Origin of the sequence: Pseudomonas sp. CBC3 (genome assembly GCF_037967085.1) — a bacterium.
Classification (GTDB): domain Bacteria; phylum Pseudomonadota; class Gammaproteobacteria; order Pseudomonadales; family Pseudomonadaceae; genus Stutzerimonas.
This window is the reverse complement of the sequence record NZ_JBANEO010000002.1, coordinates 198,753-217,813: the sequence shown is the minus strand read 5'-3', so window position 1 is coordinate 217,813 and position 19,061 is coordinate 198,753. Positions and strand designations below refer to the sequence as shown.

The following is a 19,061-nucleotide window of genomic DNA, read 5'->3' as shown; positions in this document are numbered from 1 at the left end:
TGTGGCCATGCTGAATTCATGAAACAAACTCAAGTACTTAAAGTTAAAGATTAGGATAATTCACTTATAAACTGACCAAACCACTGGGCTCGCTTCGCTAATTCCGGCTCGACAGTGTTTTCCCGCTAATACACACTTCGCCATCACGATGAGCAATGCTCACGTCATATGCTCGCCCACATCGCGAGCGCCGGCGTGGGCTGCAAACAGCAAGGAACTCGCGACATGCTGGAAATCCGCCACCTGAAAACGCTTCATGCATTGCGCGAGACGGACAGCCTCGTCGAAGCAGCCGAGCGCCTGCACCTGACCCAATCGGCTCTGTCGCATCAGTTCAAAGAGCTGGAAGAGCGCCTGGGCCTACAGCTCTTCGTGCGTAAGACCCGCCCTGTGCGTTTCACCAGCGCCGGTTTGCGCCTGTTGCAACTGGCGGATAGCTTGTTGCCGCAGCTGCGCAGCGCCGAACGCGATCTGGCGCGCCTGGCCGGCGGCACCGCCGGGCGTCTGCATATGGCCATCGAATGCCACAGCTGTTTCCAGTGGTTGATGCCGACCATCGACCAGTTCCGTGATGCCTGGCCGGAAGTGGAACTGGATCTGGCTTCGGGGTTTTCCTTCGCGCCGCTGCCAGCGCTGGCCCGGGGCGATCTGGACTTGGTGGTGACGTCGGACCCGGTCGAGCTGCCCGGCATCAGCTATGTCCCGCTGTTCACCTACGAAGCCCTGCTGGCGGTCGCAAACCAGCATCCGCTGGCGACACGGCCTTATGTGCGTGCCGAAGATCTGAGCAGCGAAACCCTGATTACCTACCCGGTGGAGCGCGACCGGCTGGATATCTTCTCGCGCTTTCTGGAGCCAGCCGATATCGAGCCGGCCCAAGTCCGCACTTCAGAACTGACGGTAATGATGATGCAGCTGGTCGCCTCCGGGCGTGGCGTCTGCAGCGTGCCGAACTGGGCGTTGCACGAATACAGCACACGCGGCTACGTCACCGCCAAGCGGCTGGGTGAGAAAGGCCTGTTTGCCACGCTCTACGCCGGTATCCGCGCCGACATGCTGGATTCGCCGTTCATGCGTGATTTCCTGCTTACGGCCAAGGACACCTCCTTCGCCACCCTCGAAGGCGTGAGCGCGGCGCCGAAGGCGAAATAGCGCCCGCCGTGACGTGCCGATAGCTCCCGGAGGAAGGAATCGCCGAAGGCGCTTCCTTCGCTTGCCGCGAATTCATGGCGAAGAATTGCGCCTTCGGGCGCCCGGACTACCGCCTCTGACACCCGGATTACGCCTTCGGCTAATCCAGGCTACAACTACGCCGTATCTTGTCGATAGGGCAGCGCATCACGTGCCGCCTCGGCATAGCGTAAAACGCCCAGGCGCTCCTGCGCGAGAAAATCGCTCACCGCCGCGCGCAGGCCGGGATGCGCGAGGTAGTGCCAGGACTGGGTGATCACCGGCTCGAAACCACGAATGAGCTTGTGCTCACCCTGCGCACCGGCATCGAAACGAGACAGCCCGGCGGCGATCGCCTGATCGATGCCCTGATAGAAACAGGTCTCGAAGTGCAGCCGATCGAATTCGGCCAGGCCTCCCCAGTAACGGCCATAGAGCCCACCCGCGTCGATCAGGCTGAAGGCCATGGCCACCGGGCGCGTACCCTGCCTGGCCAACACCACGCGGATCGCCTCCGGCATGCGCTCAGCCACCAGGCTGAAAAAGCTGCGCGTCAGGTAGGGCGCCTGACCGCGCACATGGTAGGTGTTGGCGTAGCAGGCGTAGACGAAATCCCATTCCGCCTCGTCAAGCTGATGCCCTTCTCGCCAGTCGAATTCGATCCCCTGCCCCGCCACTTGCTCACGCTCCTTGCGCAACTGCTTGCGCTTGCGCGAGGTGAGGCCGTCGAGAAAATCCTGAAAATCCCGATAGCCGCGGTTGTGCCAGTGGAACTGGCAGCCGATGCGTTCCAGCCAGCCGTCGCGGCCGCGTAACACCGCATCGGCATGCGGCTCGGTGAAATTCACATGCAGGCTGGACTGTCCCTGCTCCTCAAGCCCCCCGGTGAGCTGATCGAGCAATTGCACGGCTGCATCGCGATCGCCTAGCAAGCGTGCGCCCGTTACAGGTGAGAACGGCACGGCACAGAGCAGCTTGGGGTAATACTCGATTCCGGCCCGATGGCAGGCATCGGCCCAGGCCCAGTCGAAAACATATTCGCCATATGAATGGCTCTTTCGATACAGCGGCAACGCAGCCTGCACGGCACCCGTCGCATCGAGCAGCAACCGGTGTTCCGGCTGCCAGCCCGTACGCCCGCCAATGCTGGCGCTGTCTTCGAAGCTGGAAAGAAAGGCGTGACGCAGGAACGGCTGGGGCTCCGTCAGCAGTGCATCCCACTGTTGCGGCGCAATCTCGGCAAGGCGGGAAAGGGTCTGGATAGGCATGCCGCGCAGTCTGGCCCGTCGCGCGCAGGAATAAAAGGTTCTTAAAGCGAGTGATGCAACCAGGAGCCCGCTTGCTGGCGATCCGTAACCGGACCGAAGCTTCGCCAGCAAGCTGGCCCCTACGGTCGAGGCTCAGCCTTTCACCAAACGCTTACTGCTGAGCCCATTTGAGGAAGGCCGTGCGGCTTTCCGGCGTCAGCAGATTCCACATCTGCTGCAGGGTGGTCAGAGTGGCGTCGGTGTGTGGCAGGGTAGCTGTCGCAGCGGGCGACTGGCGCAGCGTCACCGCCTGAGCAGCGGGCTCGGTTGCGGCACCTAGCGGCGCAACGCTGGTTGCCTCCGGCGCGACTTCACTGGAGACCAGCATCGCGTTGAATACCGAGGTATTGCGATTACCGGCCTGCGCCTCATGACGCTCGCCCGTGCGGGTGTTCAGGGCCCAGGCGGCGAATTCGGTCTCGAATGCCTGGGCTTCGGCCAGGTTCTGCGGGCGATCGAACTCCAGGCGCCATACCTCACCGGCTTGCCCCTCGAAGTTGAAAATGGCCGTGCGTCCGCGCACTACTTCGTGGCTCATGCCGCCGTTGATATCGAACCCGTTCTTGTAAAAGGCATGAACCCGGTAGGCGCCCGGCTGCAGCTGCAGCTGCTTATCCGCCGCACCGAACATTGAGTTGGCGGCAGAGTGAGGTTTGCCGTTGATGCTGCGAATTTCCAACTCGCTGGGAACGACCAGCGTCAGTACTTGGCTCTCCGGCAAAGACTCACCGGCGTACAACTTGACGTGGGGCTGTTGGGCACAGGCTGCCAGCAGGCAGGCCATGGCGATAACGAACAAACTGCGCATGAAAGCTCCTAAGTGCAAAGGCCCGCCGACGTCGGCGGTCTGGATTCGATGACAATCGGAAAACAAGAATAAGACTGAAAAATGTCAGCCAAATGACAAACCGGGCTGCCCCTATGGGAACAGCCCGGTTTGTTTACCCATCCCGCGAAGCAGGATCAGAAGTCGTAGCGCAGCCCCACGGTGAAGGCAGAGGCTTGCTCACCGAAAGCGTCATCGGAGCTGGATGGGTTGGCGGAGCGGCCTTGGCTCCACGGGTTCATGCGAATCGCGTCATCGTTGTCCAGCACTGCGTAGTTGGCATAGACACGGACTGCCTTGTCCAGCTTGTGCTCGACACCCACGACCCACATATCGGCGTCAGCATCATCCGCGTCGGCGTCGCGGGTCATCCACATGGCCTTAAGCGCGGTATTGGAAGCGATCTTGTATTCGCCACCCACGCCATAAACGTCCGACGTCCACAGGTCGCGCTCCAGATCCGAGGCATCAGCATCGTCATACTCGATGGTCTGATAGAAGCCAACCAGCTTGAACGCGTCGGTCAGCTTGTAGGCTGCAGCGGCACGAATCCCATCACGCTCGCCACGACTGGTGTCCTCTTCAGCCTGCTCGTATGCCAGAGATGCCTCGAGCGGGCCACCGGCGTAGTTCAGCGACATGCTCATGGAGTCGCTGTCGAGCGCATCGCCTTCGTCGTCCAGCTGTACCGATTGACCTTCATGGACCGAGTAGGCCAGCTTGGCGTTGAAGCCACCGAAGTCAGGCGTGGTGTACTGGATGGTGTTGTCGTAGCGCTCATCGAAACGGGCATCGCCGACACGCGTCAGGTTACGCATGTCACCGACCTGATCACCGAACAGGTTGGCCGGACCACGGGCGACCTTGAACGGGCTGTCGAAGCGACCAATCTGCGCCGCACCGAAGTTGCCACTCAAGCCAACGAAGGTGTCACGGGTGTTGAAGCTGCTGCCGTTATCGGAGCCAAACAGAACTTCCTGCTCGATCTGGAAGAATGCGTTCAGATTCGGGTTGATCTGGTGGTCACCCTTGAAACCCAGGCGCGAAGAGTTGCTCGACAGGTTGGTTTCGGAATAGTCGGCACCGTCATCCAGAAAATCCACCGACACGTGCGCACGGCCGTAGATGCTTATATCGGCCATTGCCACAGCCGGCACCGCCATCGCAGCACCAACAGCAATCGCAATCAACTTCTTCTTCATCGGAAAAGCTCCTTCGGTTATGAAACGTCGTCCTGCGAGTGACATGACGTCGTCTTGTTCGACGGAGGCGATTATGGGAAGCCGATGTGACAGAAGATTTGCCGCAATATGACAGTTCAAAGTTGTGGGAACTTTCTGCAATGGGCATTGCAGAGCGGTCCAAGCGGACCGCTGGAAGCAGGCGAGAAGGTGGGAAATACTGCGCGCTGCCTCCCGGATCGAGAGGCAGCGGGCGCGGGGATCAGCGCTTACGCAGGATCACGCTGCCAATCGAGTAACCGGCACCGAAAGAGCTGAGCACACCAAGGCTGCCAACCGGCAGGTCGTCCTGGTGCTTGTGAAAGGCAATCACCGAGCCGGCCGAACTGGTGTTGGCGTAGGTATCGAGAATCACAGGCGCCTCTTCGGCGCTGGCGTCGCGACCCAGCAACTTGCGCACGATCAGGTGGTTCATGTTGAGGTTGGCCTGATGCAGCCAGAAGCGCTTGACCGAGCCGACCTCAATATCGTTTTCCTTCAGGTGCTCGCCGATCAGCTCGGCCACCATCGGGCAGACTTCCTTGAACACTTTGCGGCCTTCCTGGACGAACAGCTTGTCCGGGTTGGTCATGTATTCTTCGGCGGTGCGGTTGAGGAAGCCAAAGTTGTTGCGGATGTTGTTAGAGAACTCGGTCACCAGTTTGGTGCTGATGACATCCCACTGATGCTTGGAGGTCGCCAGGTCGGCGCGCTCGACGATCACTGCGGTACAGGCGTCGCCAAAGATGAAGTGGCTGTCGCGATCGCGGAAGTTCATATGGCCGGTGCAGATTTCCGGATTGACCATCAATACCGCCCGCGCCTGGCCCAGTTGCACCGCGTTGGCGGCGTTCTGGATGCCGAAGGTGGCCGAGGAACAGGCAACGTTCATGTCGAAGCCGAAGCCCTTGATGCCCAGTGCCGCCTGCACTTCGATGGCTACCGCCGGGTAGGCACGCTGCAGGTTGGAGCACGCCACGATCACCCCGTCGATGTCCGCGGCGGTTTTGCCCGCTCTGGCCAGTGCCTCTTCAGCGGCTTTCACCGACATTTCGCAAAGAATCGACCACTCGTCATTGCTGCGCTCAGGAATGCGCGGAACCATGCGGTCGGGATCGAGGATGCCGGCCTTGTCGGTCACGAAGCGGCTCTTGATACCGGACGCCTTCTCGATGAAGGCTGAGCTGGACGCGGGCATCGGCTGCACTTCACCAGCTTCGATGGCAGCGGCATGCTCGGTATTGAAGCGGAGCGAGTAAGTGTTGAAGGACTCCACCAGCTCGTCGTTGGAAATGCTCTGGGCAGGGGTATAAAGGCCGGTACCGCTGATGACGACGTTATGCACAGTCGTTCCTCTTGAATATTGGCTGATCGTTGTCTGGCGTCGGAACAGAGCGATGCCGGCAGCGCCGATCGCTAGCCTCATCCCGCATCTGTTTTATATGGCGGCTATTGTGCACGAAAACCTGACAGAAGCTGCAGCCGCGCGTTGAAAAGCGGACAAGCAGATCACAGGTCGGCAATCGTAGCGCCGGCCACGCTGTCGGCCCCGGTACCGCCCCATATTGCTCATCAGGGCAGTTACTGCCGGCCGCAACCGGCTTACGTTATTCTTGCGCGCCCAACAAGCCAGGACCGCCCGATGAAAGATTCACTCGCCGAATTGATCCGCCTCATCAGCTCCGGCTGCATGAGCGATGAGGAAATCAACCGCGTCGCCGACGAAGCCGCGCAGGCCTATGCCGATCCCCAGGGCTTTCTGCAGGCCAATCCGGATATCAATTACGACGATGACTTCCCCATTCCACTGGGCGAATGGGTGGTCGTCGGCAGCCTGCCGGACACGGTGCTGTTCCAGGCCGACGACTATCAGGCATTGTTCGAGCAGATCCGCGCCTCGTTTGGCGAGAGCGTCAACTTCGTGCTGCAACCCAAACAGCTGGCCAAGACCGAGCCCTTGAAGGCGCTCAACCGGATCCAGACGCAACTCGGCGCGCTCTACCCCGAGAAGGGCGGCTACGTACTGGTGGACTTCAGCGAACCGCTGGATAACGAACTTCAGGCGGTGCTGGTCTACACCTGCGACGTCGAGCGAGTGATGGCGCTGGCCGTAGAAGTCGGCATTTACGCCGCGCCTGCGTTGGCCGCACTGCAGGCGGAACTCGGCGAATAACTCACAACACCGTAGGGCCGATCTTGTTCGGCCTCGGTGGAACGGGATGCCGCTTTCTATCTATCGGCCCTCAGCAGAACCGGCCGAATAAATTCGGCTCTACAGGTTTAGCGTCGGCGTAGCGGTTCGAGCAGGGGCGACAGGCCGTTGTGATCGATCTCCTGCATCAGCGCCAGCAACTGGCCGATTTCCCCCGGCGGGAAACCCACCCTGGCGAACCAGTTGAGGTAGTTGCCCGGCAGGTCGGCGATCAGTCGCCCCTTGTACTTGCCGTAGGGCATGGTCTGGGTCACCAGACGTTCGAGATCTTCGGGTTTCATGTACGGCATTCGCTTCGGCGGGAGCGGGATATTGCCACAGCCACCCGGCTTCGACAGATCCGTTACGGCACCTTTGGCTTGGATCATTTCTGCATAAAAGATGCAATGTTCCCTAATCCGGCTATAAGGCAATGCGCTATCAAACACACTTAGCTCACGGCAGCCGTGCGCTGCGCGCATACATTGCCGCTACATAGTGAAGAGTCTATCGCCCCAATAGCCTGAGCCTATTTTCCCACGCTGCGATTCGCTTCTAGGCCTTCAATACCTACCAGCCCGTGAGGAAAACAATAATGAAGACCTGCAGCGCTCCCTTGCGCCTGGCCATTGCGCTCGGCGCCACCCTCGTTCTGCCTTGCGTAGTACATGGGGCCGAGGGCGAAAAGCCGTCCAGCTACCATCCGGTGAGAATCACCGAGCACTTCGACTCGATCATGCAGCGCATGAAAGCGGAAAAACCGGCAATCCGCGAAACCCACATGAGCTTGCTGGAGCAGCGCTACGACCTCAGCGACACGCCCGATGATGAGGTCACCATGGCTCGCGGCAAGCCGATCCAGACTGGCGTGCGGGTCAAGCTGGCGGACGGCAGCTGGGAGGAACTGGCCAAGCTCAGCCCCGAGCAGATTCGCCAGCAGAAACGCTTTCCGGCCGGCTTCATGCCTCTGCCGCATCCCAACCATCCCGAAGGCGGCATGGTTTTTCCGCAGTTCCAGATCGATGAGGTCAACGAAATCGAGGGCCGAGACCTCACCCGTTTCGATCTGGATTTCGATCTGCCCGATCATTTCCTGCCGGAATTCCCGGCACCGATCTATCTCACCACCCGACCGGATCTGGGCGATGTGTCCCAGGGCAAACTGGTGAACATCCGCAACTACTTCGAGATGTTCAACGGCATTCTCAATCCCAAGCAACTGGAAGGCCTGCGGCTGCTGGTCACGACTTTTCCGCAACAGCAATTCAACGCCACCGACGACCGTCGCAGCGAGCATCCGCATACGGGCGTCGCCTGCTTCGATTGCCACGCCAACGGTCACACCAACGCCTCCACTCACCTGGCGGGCGATGTTCGGCCACAGGAATTCCGCCACCGCATCGACACCCCGACCCTGCGCGGTGTTAACGTCCAGCAGATATTCGGCTCGCAGCGGGCGCTGAAGACGGTTGAGGACTTCACCGAATTCGAGCAGCGCGCAGCCTACTTCGACGGCGATATCGTCATGGCCGCGAAGAAAGGCGTGAACGTGCTCGATCGAGGCAGCCAGGTGCATTTCATGGGTGAGTTCCAGGCCCTGCTCGACTTCCCGCCGGCCCCGAAGCTCAATGTCGAAGGCCGTCTCGATCCGGCCAAGGCCAGCGAGCAGGAACTGCGTGGAGAGCAGATATTCCACGGCAAGGGCGCCTGCGCCAGCTGCCACGTGCCGCCCTACTACACCGACCATCTGATGCATAACCTGCAGACCGAGCGCTTTTACGAACCGCAGGAATACAACGGGGTGATGGCGGTGGGCGACGGACCGATCAAGACCTTCCCGCTACGCGGCATCAAGGATTCGCCGCCGTACCTGCACGATGGGCGCCTGCTGACGCTGGACGATACGGTGGAGTTCTTCAACCTGGTGCTGCAACGCGGTCTGAATCAGGACGAGAAGGCCGATCTGGTGGCCTTCCTGCGCACCCTTTGAACACCAACCGATAAAACCGGTCTATGCGCCGGATAGCCGATGCAAGCACGCCAACCGGCGCAGCGCTTGGCACAATGGCGACCGCTGGCCAATCGAGGCCAGCGGTTGCGCATATTCGAGGAGCCAGCATGAGCCAAGCCGACAAACCCAAGCCCCAATTGGACGACGCCGCCCTCGCCTTTGCCGAGCAGGTGTTCGACAGCACCCGTCAAGGAGACGCCGCGCGCCTCGCCGACCTCCTCGGCCGGGGCCTGCCACCGAATATTCGCAACCACAACGGCGACAGTCTGTTGATGCTTGCCGCCTACCATGGGCATCGCGATGCGGCGCGCGTGCTGCTGGAAAACGGAGCCGATCCACAATTGCGCAACGACAAGGGCCAGACACCCCTGGCAGGCGCGGCCTTCAAGGGCGATCTGGCGATGATCAAGCTGCTGCTCGAACATGGCGCCGACGTCGAGGGCGCATCGCCCGATGGCAAGACTGCCCTGATGATGGCCGCGATGTTCAACCGCACCGAGATCGTCGAGTACCTGATTGCCCAAGGCGCTAACCCAAACGCTGCCGACAACAACGGCGCCACGCCACTCGCCGCCGCGGCGCTGATGGGTGCCGCCGATACCCACGCGCTGCTGAGCAAGATCGGCAGCTAACGACAACTGCATTTCTGCTCTCTACGGGTCGCCGGGAACGACGGTCCGTGGCGCGCCGTTGAACCATCGCGCCGCCGTTCGATCTCTGTGTTCTGAATCGATTATCGGCGGCCCTCCCCTTCCGGGCGCCTTATCGGGATAATCCCGCGCTTCCCCAATACCACCCGAGGCCAACCATGACGGCGCACGCCAATCCGTCGACGCAGCGCTTTTCGCCGCGCGCCATCCTGTTGATCGAACTGGCGCTGGCCATGGGCGGATTCGCCATCGGCACCGGCGAGTTCGCCATCATGGGGTTGATGCCCAACGTCGCGCAGGGCCTAGGCATCAGCGAGCCGCAAGTTGGCCACGTGATCAGCACCTATGCGCTGGGCGTCGTGGTCGGAGCGCCGCTATTGGCGATTCTCGGCGCGCGGCTGTTTCGCCGGCATTTGCTGCTGTTGCTGATGGGCTTCTTCGCGCTGGGCAACTTCGCCAGCGCCATGGCGCCGGACTATCACTCACTGATGCTGTTCCGCTTCATCGCCGGCCTGCCCCACGGGGCCTATTTCGGCGTGGCGATGCTGGTAGCCGCCTCGATGGTGGCGCCGGATCAGCGCGCCAAGGCGGTCAGCCGTGTACTGGCCGGGCTGACCATCGCCATGCTGATCGGCAACCCCATCGCAACCTGGCTCGGACAGTGGCTCAGCTGGCGCTGGGCATTCGGGCTGGTGGGGCTGATCGCGCTGCTGACGGTGTTGCTGGTGGCAATCTTCCTGCCGCTCGACCGCGACGAGCCACGCACCAACCCGATGCGCGAGCTGCGTGACTTCAACCGCAAGCAGGTCTGGCTGGCGCTGGCGATCAGCTCGGTCGGGTTTGCCGGGATGTTCTGCGTATTCGCCTATCTGGCGCCAACGCTGCTGGAGGTCACCGGCGTCAGCGAACGCTGGATCCCCGTGGGCCTGGCTGCCTTTGGCCTGGGCGGCATTATCGGCAACCTGTTTGGCGGCTGGCTGTTCGATCGGTTGCGCTTCAAGGCGATTCCCTTGTTGCTGCTCTGGAGTATCGCGGTGCTGCTGGTGTTCCCCTTCGCCGCGCACTCGCTGTGGACTATCCTGCCGGCGGCCTTCGCGGTGGGCACGATGGTTTCTCTGTCGCCAGCGCTGCAGACGCATCTGATGGACGTCGCCGCCGATGCGCAAACGCTCGCAGCGGCCTCCAACCACGCCGCATTCAACATCGCCAACGCGCTCGGTCCCTGGCTTGGCGGGCTGGCTATCAGCGCCGGGCTCGGCTGGACCTCGACCGGCTACATCGGCGCCGCGACCGGAGCGGCTGGTTTGCTGGTGTTCTGGTGGGCCTGGACGGCACGGAACGAACCGGCGCATGGCGCTAGCGTGGCGGCGGCCTGTGACTGAGCGGCCAAGTCACTGACAAGGCGATCAACCCGAACGGCGCCGTAATCTTCGGTAAAGACTTCCCGTCGCCCGCCGCTTGCGCAGCCGGCAGACCGCACGCTCAATGCCGGCTCAGCAGGAGGAACCTGAGCCGTCATGTCGCAATTCCCGTTGTTTCGCACCCGAACCCGAATGTTCGCCTCGTTGGTCATGGCAGCACTGCTGGCCCTGCTGCCAGTCGGCTGTTCCATGCTCGAACAGAAGGAGCGCGAACTGGTGTTCCGCATCGAGCCCGGCACCGCCAGTTGGTACCGCGGGCTGCCGGACAGCGTCGAGGAGCTGGAACTGACCACGCCGGCGTTCGGCGACAGCCAGAACATCCATGCTTGGTGGTGGCCGGCCGAGCAGGTCGACGCGCCTGCCGTGCTCTATCTGCATGGCTCGCGCTGGAATCTCACCGGCCATCTGTTTCGCCTCGAGCAGCTTCGTTCGCTAGGCTTTTCGATACTGGCCATCGATTACCGCGGCTTCGGCCAAAGCCTTGGCGAGCTTCCGTCCGAAGCCAGCGTTTACCAAGATGCGCGCATCGCCTGGGATCACTTGAAAACGCTTCAGCCCGATGCTGACAAGCGCCTGATCTACGGCCATTCATTGGGCGGAGCGGTAGCCGTGGACCTAGCCGCCGAGCTTGGCCGCGAGGAAGCACCGGCCGCGCGCGCTCTGATCATCGAGTCCACCTTTACCAACCTGGCCGACATCGCCACCGAAGTGGCCGACACGTCCTGGCCAATCCGTTGGCTTCTCTCGCAGAAGTTCGATTCCATCGACAAAATCGACCAAGTCGGCATGCCTCTGCTGGTGGTGCACGGCACGGCCGATCAATACGTGCCGGCACGCTTCAGCAAAGAACTCTATGACGCCGCTCAGCAACCAAAACGCCTGCTGCTGATCGAGGGCGGCACCCACAACAACAGCATGCGGCTTGGCCGGCAGTCCTATCGCAGGGCTCTGGACGAGTTGCTCAGTGGCAGCGGCAATAAGCCAGGCGATACGGCGACGCGCGCACCAGGCGCGGCGGGCTAAAGCGCCGCAGCATCGTCAACCGGGAGTCGGTGCGTTCTCTTCGATCAACCCGGCTTGTTTGGCTGCCGACCAGAACTCGACCGTCACCTGGTCGGACATCGATGCTACGTTCTCACGCACATGCTCGGGCTTACTTGCGCCGGGAATGATCGCCGATACCACCGAGGGTGCGTTGGCAAATTGTAACGCCGCAGTACGCAGATCCACTTGGTGCTCGCGGGCCAACTGACGATAGCGTTCACGCTTGTGCTGAATCTCGGGCGGTACGTCCTGGCTGTAATTGAAATAGTCATTACCAGCCAGATACCCGGAATTGAGCGGCGCTCCGACGACTATCGAGACGCCTTGTTTTTCCGCCGCGGGAAATAACTGGTTCAGCGCATCCTTGTGCTTGAGCAGTGAATACTGGGTAGCGGAAAGAATGATGTCCGGATCTGACCGTTCAATGGCACCAAGCGCGGGCGGCAACGTGTTGACCCCCATGCCCCACGCCTTGATCAGTCCCTCTTCGCGCATTTTTACCAGCTCTGGCATTGCACCTTTGACCGCCACTTCAAAGTGTTCTTTCCAGCCTTCGCCCATGTCGACATTGTCTGGCGACAGGTCGTGTATGAACACCACATCCAGGCTGGGCACGCCCATGCGCTGCAGGCTGTCTTCAATGGAGCGGCGGGTACCGGCTGCGGTGTAGTCATACTCGTAGTTGAAATTGCTGACGCCCTTCCAGTCGTCGTGGGAATAGCCGGGTTCAGGCTTCAGCAGACGGCCTACCTTGGTCGACAGTATGTAGGCGTCATGCTCTCGAGCAGAGAGCAGCATGGCGTGCCGTCGCTCGCTGAGCCCGAGACCATACCAGGGTGAAGTGTCGTAGTAGCGAACCCCGAGTTTCCAGGCCTCCTGCAACAACATCAGCGCCTGCTGCTCGGACATCTCACGGCGCATATCACCCAGCCCGATCGCACCACCGAGACCGAAGCGATACAACGGCCGGTACCGCTCATGATTGCCGCTGTTCATCGGCAGGCTATTGGGCGACTGGCTTGCCTGTGTGCTGTCGGTCCGCGCTTGGGCATACGCCAGCATAGGCGACAAGGCGAGCCCAATTCCGCCTAGCGCAGCGGTCGAGATAAAGGAGCGACGGTACATGCGAAACCTCCGTAGCGTTGATAGACAGCCGCCAAAAGGAAGGGCGTCTGTCTAGCGACCCTAGGTTCTTGCGAGGGTTTCCCTGAGCCGTTTCATTCATCCGAATCTGCCGATGGCAAGCACCCAACAGGCACCTGCTTAGTCGGCTTTCTATCTGCCACCACGGAGTGAGCGAAAGCTGCACGTTCGCGTGCATAAATTCATGGAGCACCAAGAGGTTTGCACGGAAGCAATTGGACTATGTCTCCTATGCATCAACCCGGATCGGCAACGGGGTCGGTAACAAGCTCGACGGGAATAGGCGACTCAGGCGCAAGGGCTTCGAACAGCGGCCAGGGATTGTGGCCCGTGCCGATCCACTCCAGCGTCGATTGCCAGAAGCCGTCGCGGTGCCGCTCACGGAACAGATCGAAGTGCCCGACCTTCTGCATGCCCAACGCCGCTGGGTTGAGTTGGACGTGCTGCCTGTGGCTGTTCCGGTAGTAATCGAGGCCACGGCGAAGCGCCGGAGGGGTTCCGTACTCGTCGTCAGTCACGCTGACCGCCAGAATCGGTGCACGAATCGCCGCAAAGCGCTGCAGTACTTCGTCGCGCTCGTTTAATGGATAGCTGGCCTCCAACCGGGCCCGGCGAAACGCCCATTCGTGGGCGACACCCGCGGGCAGGTCTTCCAGCCAGCCCAGCCGCCGTCCGGGAAAATAACCGTACAGCGCGGTCACAGCTGGCATGAACAGATGCCATCTGGCGAACATCTGCCAGCGCTGCGCGGGAGCATAATCACGCCAGTAGGCATATTGCGCACCGACGCTGAGAAAGCGATCGACCTCGGTCGCGGCCCTGGCAAAACCCGGCATGAAGCCGCCAATACTGTGCCCCACCGCAACCAGCAGACCGTCCGGGTCGCGCTGGCGCATCCAGCGCACGGCCGCATCGAAATCGTAATCGCCCCAGTCGCGCCAGCGGATGCCTGCGCCGCGCAAATTCGCCGGCCGAGAACCACCGATGCCGCGGTAGTCATAGGTCAGCACTGCGTAGCCCTGCTCGCGCAGGAAGCCGGCGTATCGGGCGTAGTAGCGCGCCAGCACGCCGGTCGCGCTACTGACGATCACCGAGCCGTGCGCCTCGCCCGGCGGTAGCCAGAGTTGCGCGGCGAGCTGATAACCATCGCGGCACGGCAGAAAGATGTGCTTGGGCATAGCTGATCGTCGCTCCGTGAGCCTCATGCAACCTTGCCCGCTCGGGCAGATTTTGGCCAGCACAGCCGTAGAACCTGTTGGGACGACAGCCGCCTCTCACCGCACCGGCCGCTACAAGATGGCGAGATAGAGATTCTGGTGGGCTAAGCAAGGCGCTGTCCGGCCCACCCTACTCTTTGTGAAGATGCCAGTTGGGTGGGCCGGGCGGCGCTCCGCTTCAGCCCACCATAGCAAGCAAAGCATGGCCTGGGCCTCAGGCACAGAACGCGGCTATAAAGGCTGCCGAAGGACGCCGACGGACTTCCAAATCCGCGCACACGGCAAACATCACCAGCTAGCGAACCTTCACGGAACTGGTGCCATCATCCGCCCTCTAAGTGGCCATCATCGCAGCAGCCAGCGGTCACGTCCGGCGCGCTGTCGTTGCTACACTTCGCGCCCTGCCGTCTGCCAGTACATGAGGCCACAGGACGGTTGCCACTCTCCTTCGATATCGAAAAGGAAGCCATGCGTATCCTGTTGGTTGAAGACGATCCCATTCTCGCGCTGATAGCCGCCTCAGCGTTGGAGGACGAGGGTCACCAGATCGTCGGTCCTGCCTATGACGACGAGCAAGCCATGGCCCTCGCCGAAACCCAGAGCGCCGACATTGCACTCGTCGATATCAACCTTGCAGGACATGATGAAGGCATATCGCTCGCCCGTAGCCTGCTGAAGCTGCACGGTATCGCCTCGGTGTTCGTCAGTGGTCAGCTCGAGGCGGCGCGCAGTAACGCCGATGCCGCGCTAGGCTTGTTGCGTAAGCCGTACGAGCCAGGCGACCTGGCGCTCAGCGTAAGCATCGCGCAGGCGATGCTCAATGGCGGCCCGGTGTTGCCGATACGCGTGCCGGCTTCACTGGAAATCTTTTCCCCTGGCCGCGCCAGCGATTGTTAAGGACCCGGAACATGAACCAAACGGACAGCATTGCGATCGGGCAGATCGATGGCATGGGTGAGCGCGAGTTTCGCGAACTGGCGGACAACGCCCCTGTGATGATCTGGCGATCACGCACAGACAAGCTCTGCGACTGGTTCAACAAACCCTGGCAGGATTTTTCCGGCAAGACTCAAGAACAACTGTTCGGCTATGGCTGGACGGACGACGTCCATCCAGAGGATTTCGACCGCTGCGTGGCAACCTATACGAATGCCTTCGATGCCCGTGAGTCCTTCACCATGCCCTACCGGCTGCGCCGTAGCGATGGCGTTTACCGCTGGTTTCTGGACAACGGCGCGCCCTTCTTTCGCAATGGCGAATTCGCTGGTTATTTCGGCAGCTGCATCGATATCACCGAGCAGCGCGACCTTGAGGAGCACCAGCGGGTATTGCTGGCAGAGCTCAACCATCGGGTCAAAAACAACCTGCAGCTGATCATTTCCTTCCTGCAGTTATCCAAGAACCGCGCCCGCGGGGATGAAGCGAAGACCCTGCTACAGGGTGCGATCAGCCGCATTCACGGTGTCGGCGCGGTGCAGAACGAGTTGCACAAATACAGCAGCGGTACGGTGGACCTCGCCGAATACCTGCCCAATCTGGCACGCAATGTTTTGAGCATCGAGAGCGGCGAAAGCGCCACACTGGTGACCGAGGCGCAGAGCGTTAAGGTCCCGTTCCAGACCGCTTCCAACCTCGGTCTGATCGTCAATGAGCTGATGATCAATGCCATCAAGCACGGCGGAGTGGATCGCGTGTTTCTCACCGTCAAGCAGACCGGGCCGGGAATGGCTGAAATCTGCGTCGCCGATCAAGGCCGTGGTTTCAGCGAAGAAGCCCTCGCCGACGACGTCCCACGCGGCGGAGCCAAGGGCATGGAGCTGATCGGGGCGCTGGCGCGAAGCTTCAAGGCGACCGTCACCCGGCGCAACCAGAACGGCGCGCAGGTCACCATCAGCTTTCCCTACTGAGCGCCGGACGCGGGACGACAGCGTAGCGGTTACTCATTAAGGCAGTTGACCCAGGCACAGTTGCGATGGCCGCAACGTTCGCCAGTGCTGGCAGCACGACGCGCTGCCAGCGCAACAATCAATCAGCGCGCCCGGAGCCCATTCAGCAACGCCTTGTGAAACACCTGCGGCGCCTCGACCTGCGGAGAATGGCCAAGCTCGGGGAATGGGACCAGCGTGGCATCGGGAATCAGTGCGGCGGCCTGCCGGCCCAGCTCCGGGTAGTTGCCAAGGCGTTGCGCCACTTCCTCGGGCGCGCGGTTGGCGCCGGGTGCGGTGCGATCCTTGCCACCAATGAGCAACAGCGTCGGCATGCTGATCTTCTCGAACTCATGGATAACCGGCTGCGTGAAGAGCATTTCTGACGTCTGCGCCTGGTTCCAGGCAACGATCTCCTTGCCCTCCCCGGCATACATGCCCGCCAGCATGTTCACCCAACGGTCGTACTCGGGCTTCCAGTTGCCGTTGTAGTAGAACTTCTTTTGATAGGCCTTGATCTTGTCGAAGTCGGTTTTCAGTTCGCCCTGGTACAGCTGATCGATCGGCGCGTAAGGCACGCCTTCGGCCTGCCAGTCTTCCAGGCCGATCGGATTGACCAGCACCAACTGCTCGACCATGTTCGGATAGTTCAGCGCAAACCGCGCCGCCAGCATGCCGCCCATTGAGTGGCCGATAACGGTGGCCCGATCCACGTCCAGTGATTGCAGCAGCGCCTGGGTGTTATGCGCCAGCTGAGAGAAGCTGAACTGATAGCCCTGCGGTTTGCTGGAGCTGCAAAAGCCGATCTGGTCCGGCGCAATCACCCGGTAGCCATTTTGGGAAAGCACCGCGATGGTTTCTTGCCAAGTCGCGGCGCAAAAATTCTTGCCGTGTAGCAGCACAACGGTGCGGCCATTGGCCTTTCCCTCGGGCTCGACATCCATATAAGCCATGGACAGCGCCTTCTCCTGCGATGAGAACTCGTAGCGCTCGATGGGATGCGGATAGCTGAAGCCTTCCAGCTGCGGTCCATAGACCGGCCGTTGCTCGGCATGCAGCGAGGGGACCAGCGCGAGGCCGGCGGCAAACATCAACGAGGGCATGACTTTCTTCACGCATCGACTCCTTGTAGCGGCAGCGCGCCGCGAGGTCATTGGGATTCGCTGGGAGCCGTGGCGACAGCAAAAGCTGGCCAGCAAGGCTCAAGCACAACGGGTCTGACTAGATGGGAGTCCAGAAGCCGCGTAAGGGTTCGTCGAGGGTACAGGGCGATTATTTCACCATGTGAAACGCGGCAACCTGGACGTTTACCGCGTTGGCGAGGAGTCGCTATTTGACCTCGACCTGCTGGATGTCGAAGCCAATACGATTGTCGGCACTGATGCGAAAGTGCAGCGTCTCGCCCGTCTCGACCCGCGCCGCCTTTTCGCGCAGCAGATTGCCTTTGCCACACAGGGTATCGTCCTCCGGATCGGACTCGATGCTGACAATGCGCATCCCCGCCGGCACCTGCAACCGCACCTGCTCGCCGACATGCACGCGCGCGGCGAGCTTGCGGTCCACCATCAGCGCCACGTAGCACCCGCCCCCACGCAGGCCGAAATCACGCGTCACCACCAGCTCACCGCCATTGGCGACGGGTGTCTGATAGCCGCGCAAGCGCTCTTGCGGCACGGGTTTAATGTCTTCTGGGTCAGCTTGCCAAGACGAACAGCCGGCCAGAGCCAGAAGAGGAACGAGGACAAGGAGCAAGCGCATACGGGTTTCTCCAGATAAGCGAAGCGGTGATGGTATGACAGGTTTGCTCGCTCGCCGTGCGTAAAAGATGCTGCGATCGCTATCTAGCAGGCCGCTGGAGTAATTCTTCAACAGTCTGCTAGCGGGTCGATATCGGATGGCTGCTACCGGGATAAGGCCGCTCTTCCTCGAGCCCTCCGTCGCGCCTGTAAACCTCGACCGAAGCCGTCTTGCCTGCCATGAACTGGTCCAGTTCGCTCAGCATTTCATCCTTGGTCAGGGTACGTAGCAACGTCTCCTGGGATTGCGGGTTGGTCAGCTCCCAGCCCATCGGGGTGGGGTTTACGTGATATTTGTCCATGGAACGCTCCTAGTAGCGAGCGCAGACTCAGCTGCGCCCGAAGGATCGGGTCAGCCGCGATCTTCGTCGCCGTCGATTTCACTGTCGTCGAAGTCCGGATCCTCGCCCGGCTCCTTCTCGCCGCTATCGGTCATGGTGACGTCCGGCGACTCCTCGGTGAGCATCTCGTGCTCGGAGTGATCCTGATGGTTCTGGTTCATGGCGACCTCGTTATATGGCCCGATGGGTTCTATCAATTGGAACCGTCCCAGCTGGAGGGCGTTCATCCGTGCGCTTGCCGGCGGTCGCTCATCACGCCGTGACAAAAAGAATCCGCCGCCCCGCTCAACTTGCGATTGCAGCCGCCCAAGGACTCCACCACACTGCCTCGCAATCCCACCTGCACCGGAGCCGCTCCATGCCTGCCACCCATCAATACACGCGCGACAGCATTCTGGCCGACGCGAATGCCCTGAGCTGCACCATCTACCGCGCCCACGAATCGGACCCGGACGGCGAAGAGCAGGACATGGGCGACGCCCGCGTCATCATCACCGGCAACTTCGAGCCGCCGGCCGAGTGGGATGCCAAGGAACGCGCCGACTACTTCGACGGCATGCCTGAAGACGCGTTCTTCACCGCTGTATTCGCCTGCGAAGCAGGCGCCGACTCCAAGGGCTACTTCACCGTCGAGGCGGATGATTACGCCGCCGTGACCGAGCAGGACGGTACGATTTCCATGTTCTATATCTGCGAGCGCCTGGCTGACGGCACCTACGTACTGCTACGCGAAGAAGACGACGAGGAATAAGCCGCTCCTTTCACCACGCGCAACAAGCGGGCTCATCGAACCCGCTCC

Annotated in this window: 20 protein-coding genes; 9 read left to right on the top strand and 11 right to left on the bottom strand. The window is 61.2% G+C overall.

Going from position 1 to position 19,061, the window contains the following annotated elements; translation table 11 throughout:
• Window positions 1–225: 225 nt before the first annotated feature.
• On the top strand, window positions 226–1,152 hold the full coding sequence (gene metR / locus V6943_RS08110) for a transcriptional regulator MetR (RefSeq protein WP_340553166.1): 927 nt from the start codon (window positions 226–228) through the stop codon (window positions 1,150–1,152).
• A gap of 155 nt (window positions 1,153–1,307) precedes the next feature.
• Here the strand turns inward: metR and V6943_RS08105 are convergent, their stop codons facing one another.
• The 4 genes from V6943_RS08105 to V6943_RS08090 all read right to left on the bottom strand — a co-directional run bounded on the left by V6943_RS08105 (window position 1,308) and on the right by V6943_RS08090 (window position 5,868).
• Window positions 1,308–2,438: a GNAT family N-acetyltransferase gene (locus V6943_RS08105; protein WP_340553165.1), complete on the bottom strand. Its 1,131-nt coding sequence runs from the start codon at window positions 2,436–2,438 to the stop codon at window positions 1,308–1,310.
• A 151-nt stretch (window positions 2,439–2,589) separates the two neighbouring features.
• Window positions 2,590–3,285, bottom strand: a complete 696-nt coding sequence (locus V6943_RS08100) for a DUF2057 family protein (RefSeq protein WP_340553164.1) — start codon at window positions 3,283–3,285, stop codon at window positions 2,590–2,592.
• 155 nt (window positions 3,286–3,440) lie between these two features.
• Complete coding sequence (locus V6943_RS08095; RefSeq protein ID WP_131651158.1) at window positions 3,441–4,505, bottom strand: porin; 1,065 nt, start codon at window positions 4,503–4,505, stop codon at window positions 3,441–3,443.
• Between the two features lie 241 nt (window positions 4,506–4,746).
• Window positions 4,747–5,868 carry a beta-ketoacyl-ACP synthase III gene (locus V6943_RS08090; protein WP_340553163.1) on the bottom strand — a complete coding sequence of 374 codons (1,122 nt, stop codon included), beginning with the start codon at window positions 5,866–5,868 and terminating at the stop codon, window positions 4,747–4,749.
• A 297-nt stretch (window positions 5,869–6,165) separates the two neighbouring features.
• Between V6943_RS08090 and V6943_RS08085 the strand changes: the two genes are divergently transcribed.
• A complete protein-coding gene (locus V6943_RS08085; protein WP_181101773.1) occupies window positions 6,166–6,696 on the top strand; it encodes a hypothetical protein in 531 nt (176 codons plus the stop codon).
• 107 nt (window positions 6,697–6,803) lie between these two features.
• Here V6943_RS08085 and V6943_RS08080 read toward each other — a convergent pair whose 3' ends face one another.
• A complete protein-coding gene (locus V6943_RS08080) occupies window positions 6,804–7,016 on the bottom strand; it encodes a DUF3820 family protein (RefSeq protein ID WP_181101775.1) in 213 nt (70 codons plus the stop codon).
• A gap of 293 nt (window positions 7,017–7,309) precedes the next feature.
• Between V6943_RS08080 and V6943_RS08075 the strand changes: the two genes are divergently transcribed.
• The 4 genes from V6943_RS08075 (at window position 7,310) to V6943_RS08060 (ending at window position 11,819) form a co-directional block, all read left to right on the top strand.
• Window positions 7,310–8,704, top strand: a complete 1,395-nt coding sequence (locus tag V6943_RS08075; protein ID WP_340553162.1) for a cytochrome B6 — start codon at window positions 7,310–7,312, stop codon at window positions 8,702–8,704.
• 128 nt (window positions 8,705–8,832) lie between these two features.
• Window positions 8,833–9,357: an ankyrin repeat domain-containing protein gene (locus tag V6943_RS08070; protein ID WP_340553161.1), complete on the top strand. Its 525-nt coding sequence runs from the start codon at window positions 8,833–8,835 to the stop codon at window positions 9,355–9,357.
• A gap of 176 nt (window positions 9,358–9,533) precedes the next feature.
• Window positions 9,534–10,757, top strand: coding sequence for an MFS transporter (locus V6943_RS08065; protein WP_131651152.1), 1,224 nt, complete (start codon window positions 9,534–9,536; stop codon window positions 10,755–10,757).
• Window positions 10,758–10,892: 135 nt separating this feature from the next.
• Window positions 10,893–11,819 (top strand): alpha/beta hydrolase, encoded by a 927-nt coding sequence (locus tag V6943_RS08060; protein ID WP_340553160.1) that lies wholly within the window; start codon window positions 10,893–10,895, stop codon window positions 11,817–11,819.
• Window positions 11,820–11,834: 15 nt separating this feature from the next.
• On the opposite strand, the gene V6943_RS08055 is transcribed toward V6943_RS08060, so the two are convergent.
• Both V6943_RS08055 and V6943_RS08050 read right to left on the bottom strand, forming a co-directional pair.
• Window positions 11,835–12,965 carry an aldo/keto reductase gene (locus tag V6943_RS08055; RefSeq protein ID WP_340553159.1) on the bottom strand — a complete coding sequence of 377 codons (1,131 nt, stop codon included), beginning with the start codon at window positions 12,963–12,965 and terminating at the stop codon, window positions 11,835–11,837.
• A 254-nt stretch (window positions 12,966–13,219) separates the two neighbouring features.
• Complete coding sequence (locus V6943_RS08050; RefSeq protein ID WP_340553158.1) at window positions 13,220–14,161, bottom strand: alpha/beta hydrolase family protein; 942 nt, start codon at window positions 14,159–14,161, stop codon at window positions 13,220–13,222.
• A gap of 507 nt (window positions 14,162–14,668) precedes the next feature.
• Here V6943_RS08050 and V6943_RS08045 point away from each other — a divergent pair.
• A complete protein-coding gene (locus V6943_RS08045) occupies window positions 14,669–15,097 on the top strand; it encodes a response regulator (RefSeq protein WP_181101784.1) in 429 nt (142 codons plus the stop codon).
• 11 nt (window positions 15,098–15,108) lie between these two features.
• Complete coding sequence (locus tag V6943_RS08040; protein WP_340553157.1) at window positions 15,109–16,107, top strand: sensor histidine kinase; 999 nt, start codon at window positions 15,109–15,111, stop codon at window positions 16,105–16,107.
• Window positions 16,108–16,229: 122 nt separating this feature from the next.
• Here the strand turns inward: V6943_RS08040 and V6943_RS08035 are convergent, their stop codons facing one another.
• From V6943_RS08035 to V6943_RS08020, 4 genes are all read right to left on the bottom strand, one after another.
• Window positions 16,230–17,216 (bottom strand): alpha/beta fold hydrolase, encoded by a 987-nt coding sequence (locus tag V6943_RS08035; RefSeq protein WP_258189919.1) that lies wholly within the window; start codon window positions 17,214–17,216, stop codon window positions 16,230–16,232.
• 238 nt (window positions 17,217–17,454) lie between these two features.
• Window positions 17,455–17,883, bottom strand: coding sequence for a 3-isopropylmalate dehydratase (locus V6943_RS08030; RefSeq protein ID WP_181101790.1), 429 nt, complete (start codon window positions 17,881–17,883; stop codon window positions 17,455–17,457).
• 118 nt (window positions 17,884–18,001) lie between these two features.
• Window positions 18,002–18,223, bottom strand: a complete 222-nt coding sequence (locus V6943_RS08025) for a hypothetical protein (protein ID WP_340553156.1) — start codon at window positions 18,221–18,223, stop codon at window positions 18,002–18,004.
• 50 nt (window positions 18,224–18,273) lie between these two features.
• Window positions 18,274–18,423 carry a hypothetical protein gene (locus V6943_RS08020; RefSeq protein WP_340553155.1) on the bottom strand — a complete coding sequence of 50 codons (150 nt, stop codon included), beginning with the start codon at window positions 18,421–18,423 and terminating at the stop codon, window positions 18,274–18,276.
• 197 nt (window positions 18,424–18,620) lie between these two features.
• Here V6943_RS08020 and V6943_RS08015 point away from each other — a divergent pair, with 197 nt between their 5' ends.
• Window positions 18,621–19,013: a hypothetical protein gene (locus V6943_RS08015; RefSeq protein WP_340553154.1), complete on the top strand. Its 393-nt coding sequence runs from the start codon at window positions 18,621–18,623 to the stop codon at window positions 19,011–19,013.
• The last annotated feature ends 48 nt before the right edge of the window (window positions 19,014–19,061 follow it).

Coding starts and splice junctions, on each gene's coding strand:
- V6943_RS08075 (WP_340553162.1), top strand. CDS start 7,310: ATGAAGACCTGCAGCGCTCCCTTGCGCCTGGCCATTGCGCTCGGCGCC.
- V6943_RS08105 (WP_340553165.1), bottom strand. CDS start 2,438: ATGCCTATCCAGACCCTTTCCCGCCTTGCCGAGATTGCGCCGCAACAG.
- V6943_RS08085 (WP_181101773.1), top strand. CDS start 6,166: ATGAAAGATTCACTCGCCGAATTGATCCGCCTCATCAGCTCCGGCTGC.
- V6943_RS08045 (WP_181101784.1), top strand. CDS start 14,669: ATGCGTATCCTGTTGGTTGAAGACGATCCCATTCTCGCGCTGATAGCC.
- V6943_RS08100 (WP_340553164.1), bottom strand. CDS start 3,285: ATGCGCAGTTTGTTCGTTATCGCCATGGCCTGCCTGCTGGCAGCCTGT.
- V6943_RS08055 (WP_340553159.1), bottom strand. CDS start 12,965: ATGTACCGTCGCTCCTTTATCTCGACCGCTGCGCTAGGCGGAATTGGG.
- V6943_RS08050 (WP_340553158.1), bottom strand. CDS start 14,161: ATGCCCAAGCACATCTTTCTGCCGTGCCGCGATGGTTATCAGCTCGCC.
- V6943_RS08015 (WP_340553154.1), top strand. CDS start 18,621: ATGCCTGCCACCCATCAATACACGCGCGACAGCATTCTGGCCGACGCG.
- V6943_RS08035 (WP_258189919.1), bottom strand. CDS start 17,216: ATGTTTGCCGCCGGCCTCGCGCTGGTCCCCTCGCTGCATGCCGAGCAA.
- V6943_RS08040 (WP_340553157.1), top strand. CDS start 15,109: ATGAACCAAACGGACAGCATTGCGATCGGGCAGATCGATGGCATGGGT.
- V6943_RS08070 (WP_340553161.1), top strand. CDS start 8,833: ATGAGCCAAGCCGACAAACCCAAGCCCCAATTGGACGACGCCGCCCTC.
- V6943_RS08020 (WP_340553155.1), bottom strand. CDS start 18,423: ATGAACCAGAACCATCAGGATCACTCCGAGCACGAGATGCTCACCGAG.
- V6943_RS08060 (WP_340553160.1), top strand. CDS start 10,893: ATGTCGCAATTCCCGTTGTTTCGCACCCGAACCCGAATGTTCGCCTCG.
- V6943_RS08030 (WP_181101790.1), bottom strand. CDS start 17,883: ATGCGCTTGCTCCTTGTCCTCGTTCCTCTTCTGGCTCTGGCCGGCTGT.
- V6943_RS08080 (WP_181101775.1), bottom strand. CDS start 7,016: ATGAAACCCGAAGATCTCGAACGTCTGGTGACCCAGACCATGCCCTAC.
- metR (WP_340553166.1), top strand. CDS start 226: ATGCTGGAAATCCGCCACCTGAAAACGCTTCATGCATTGCGCGAGACG.
- V6943_RS08095 (WP_131651158.1), bottom strand. CDS start 4,505: ATGAAGAAGAAGTTGATTGCGATTGCTGTTGGTGCTGCGATGGCGGTG.
- V6943_RS08065 (WP_131651152.1), top strand. CDS start 9,534: ATGACGGCGCACGCCAATCCGTCGACGCAGCGCTTTTCGCCGCGCGCC.
- V6943_RS08025 (WP_340553156.1), bottom strand. CDS start 18,223: ATGGACAAATATCACGTAAACCCCACCCCGATGGGCTGGGAGCTGACC.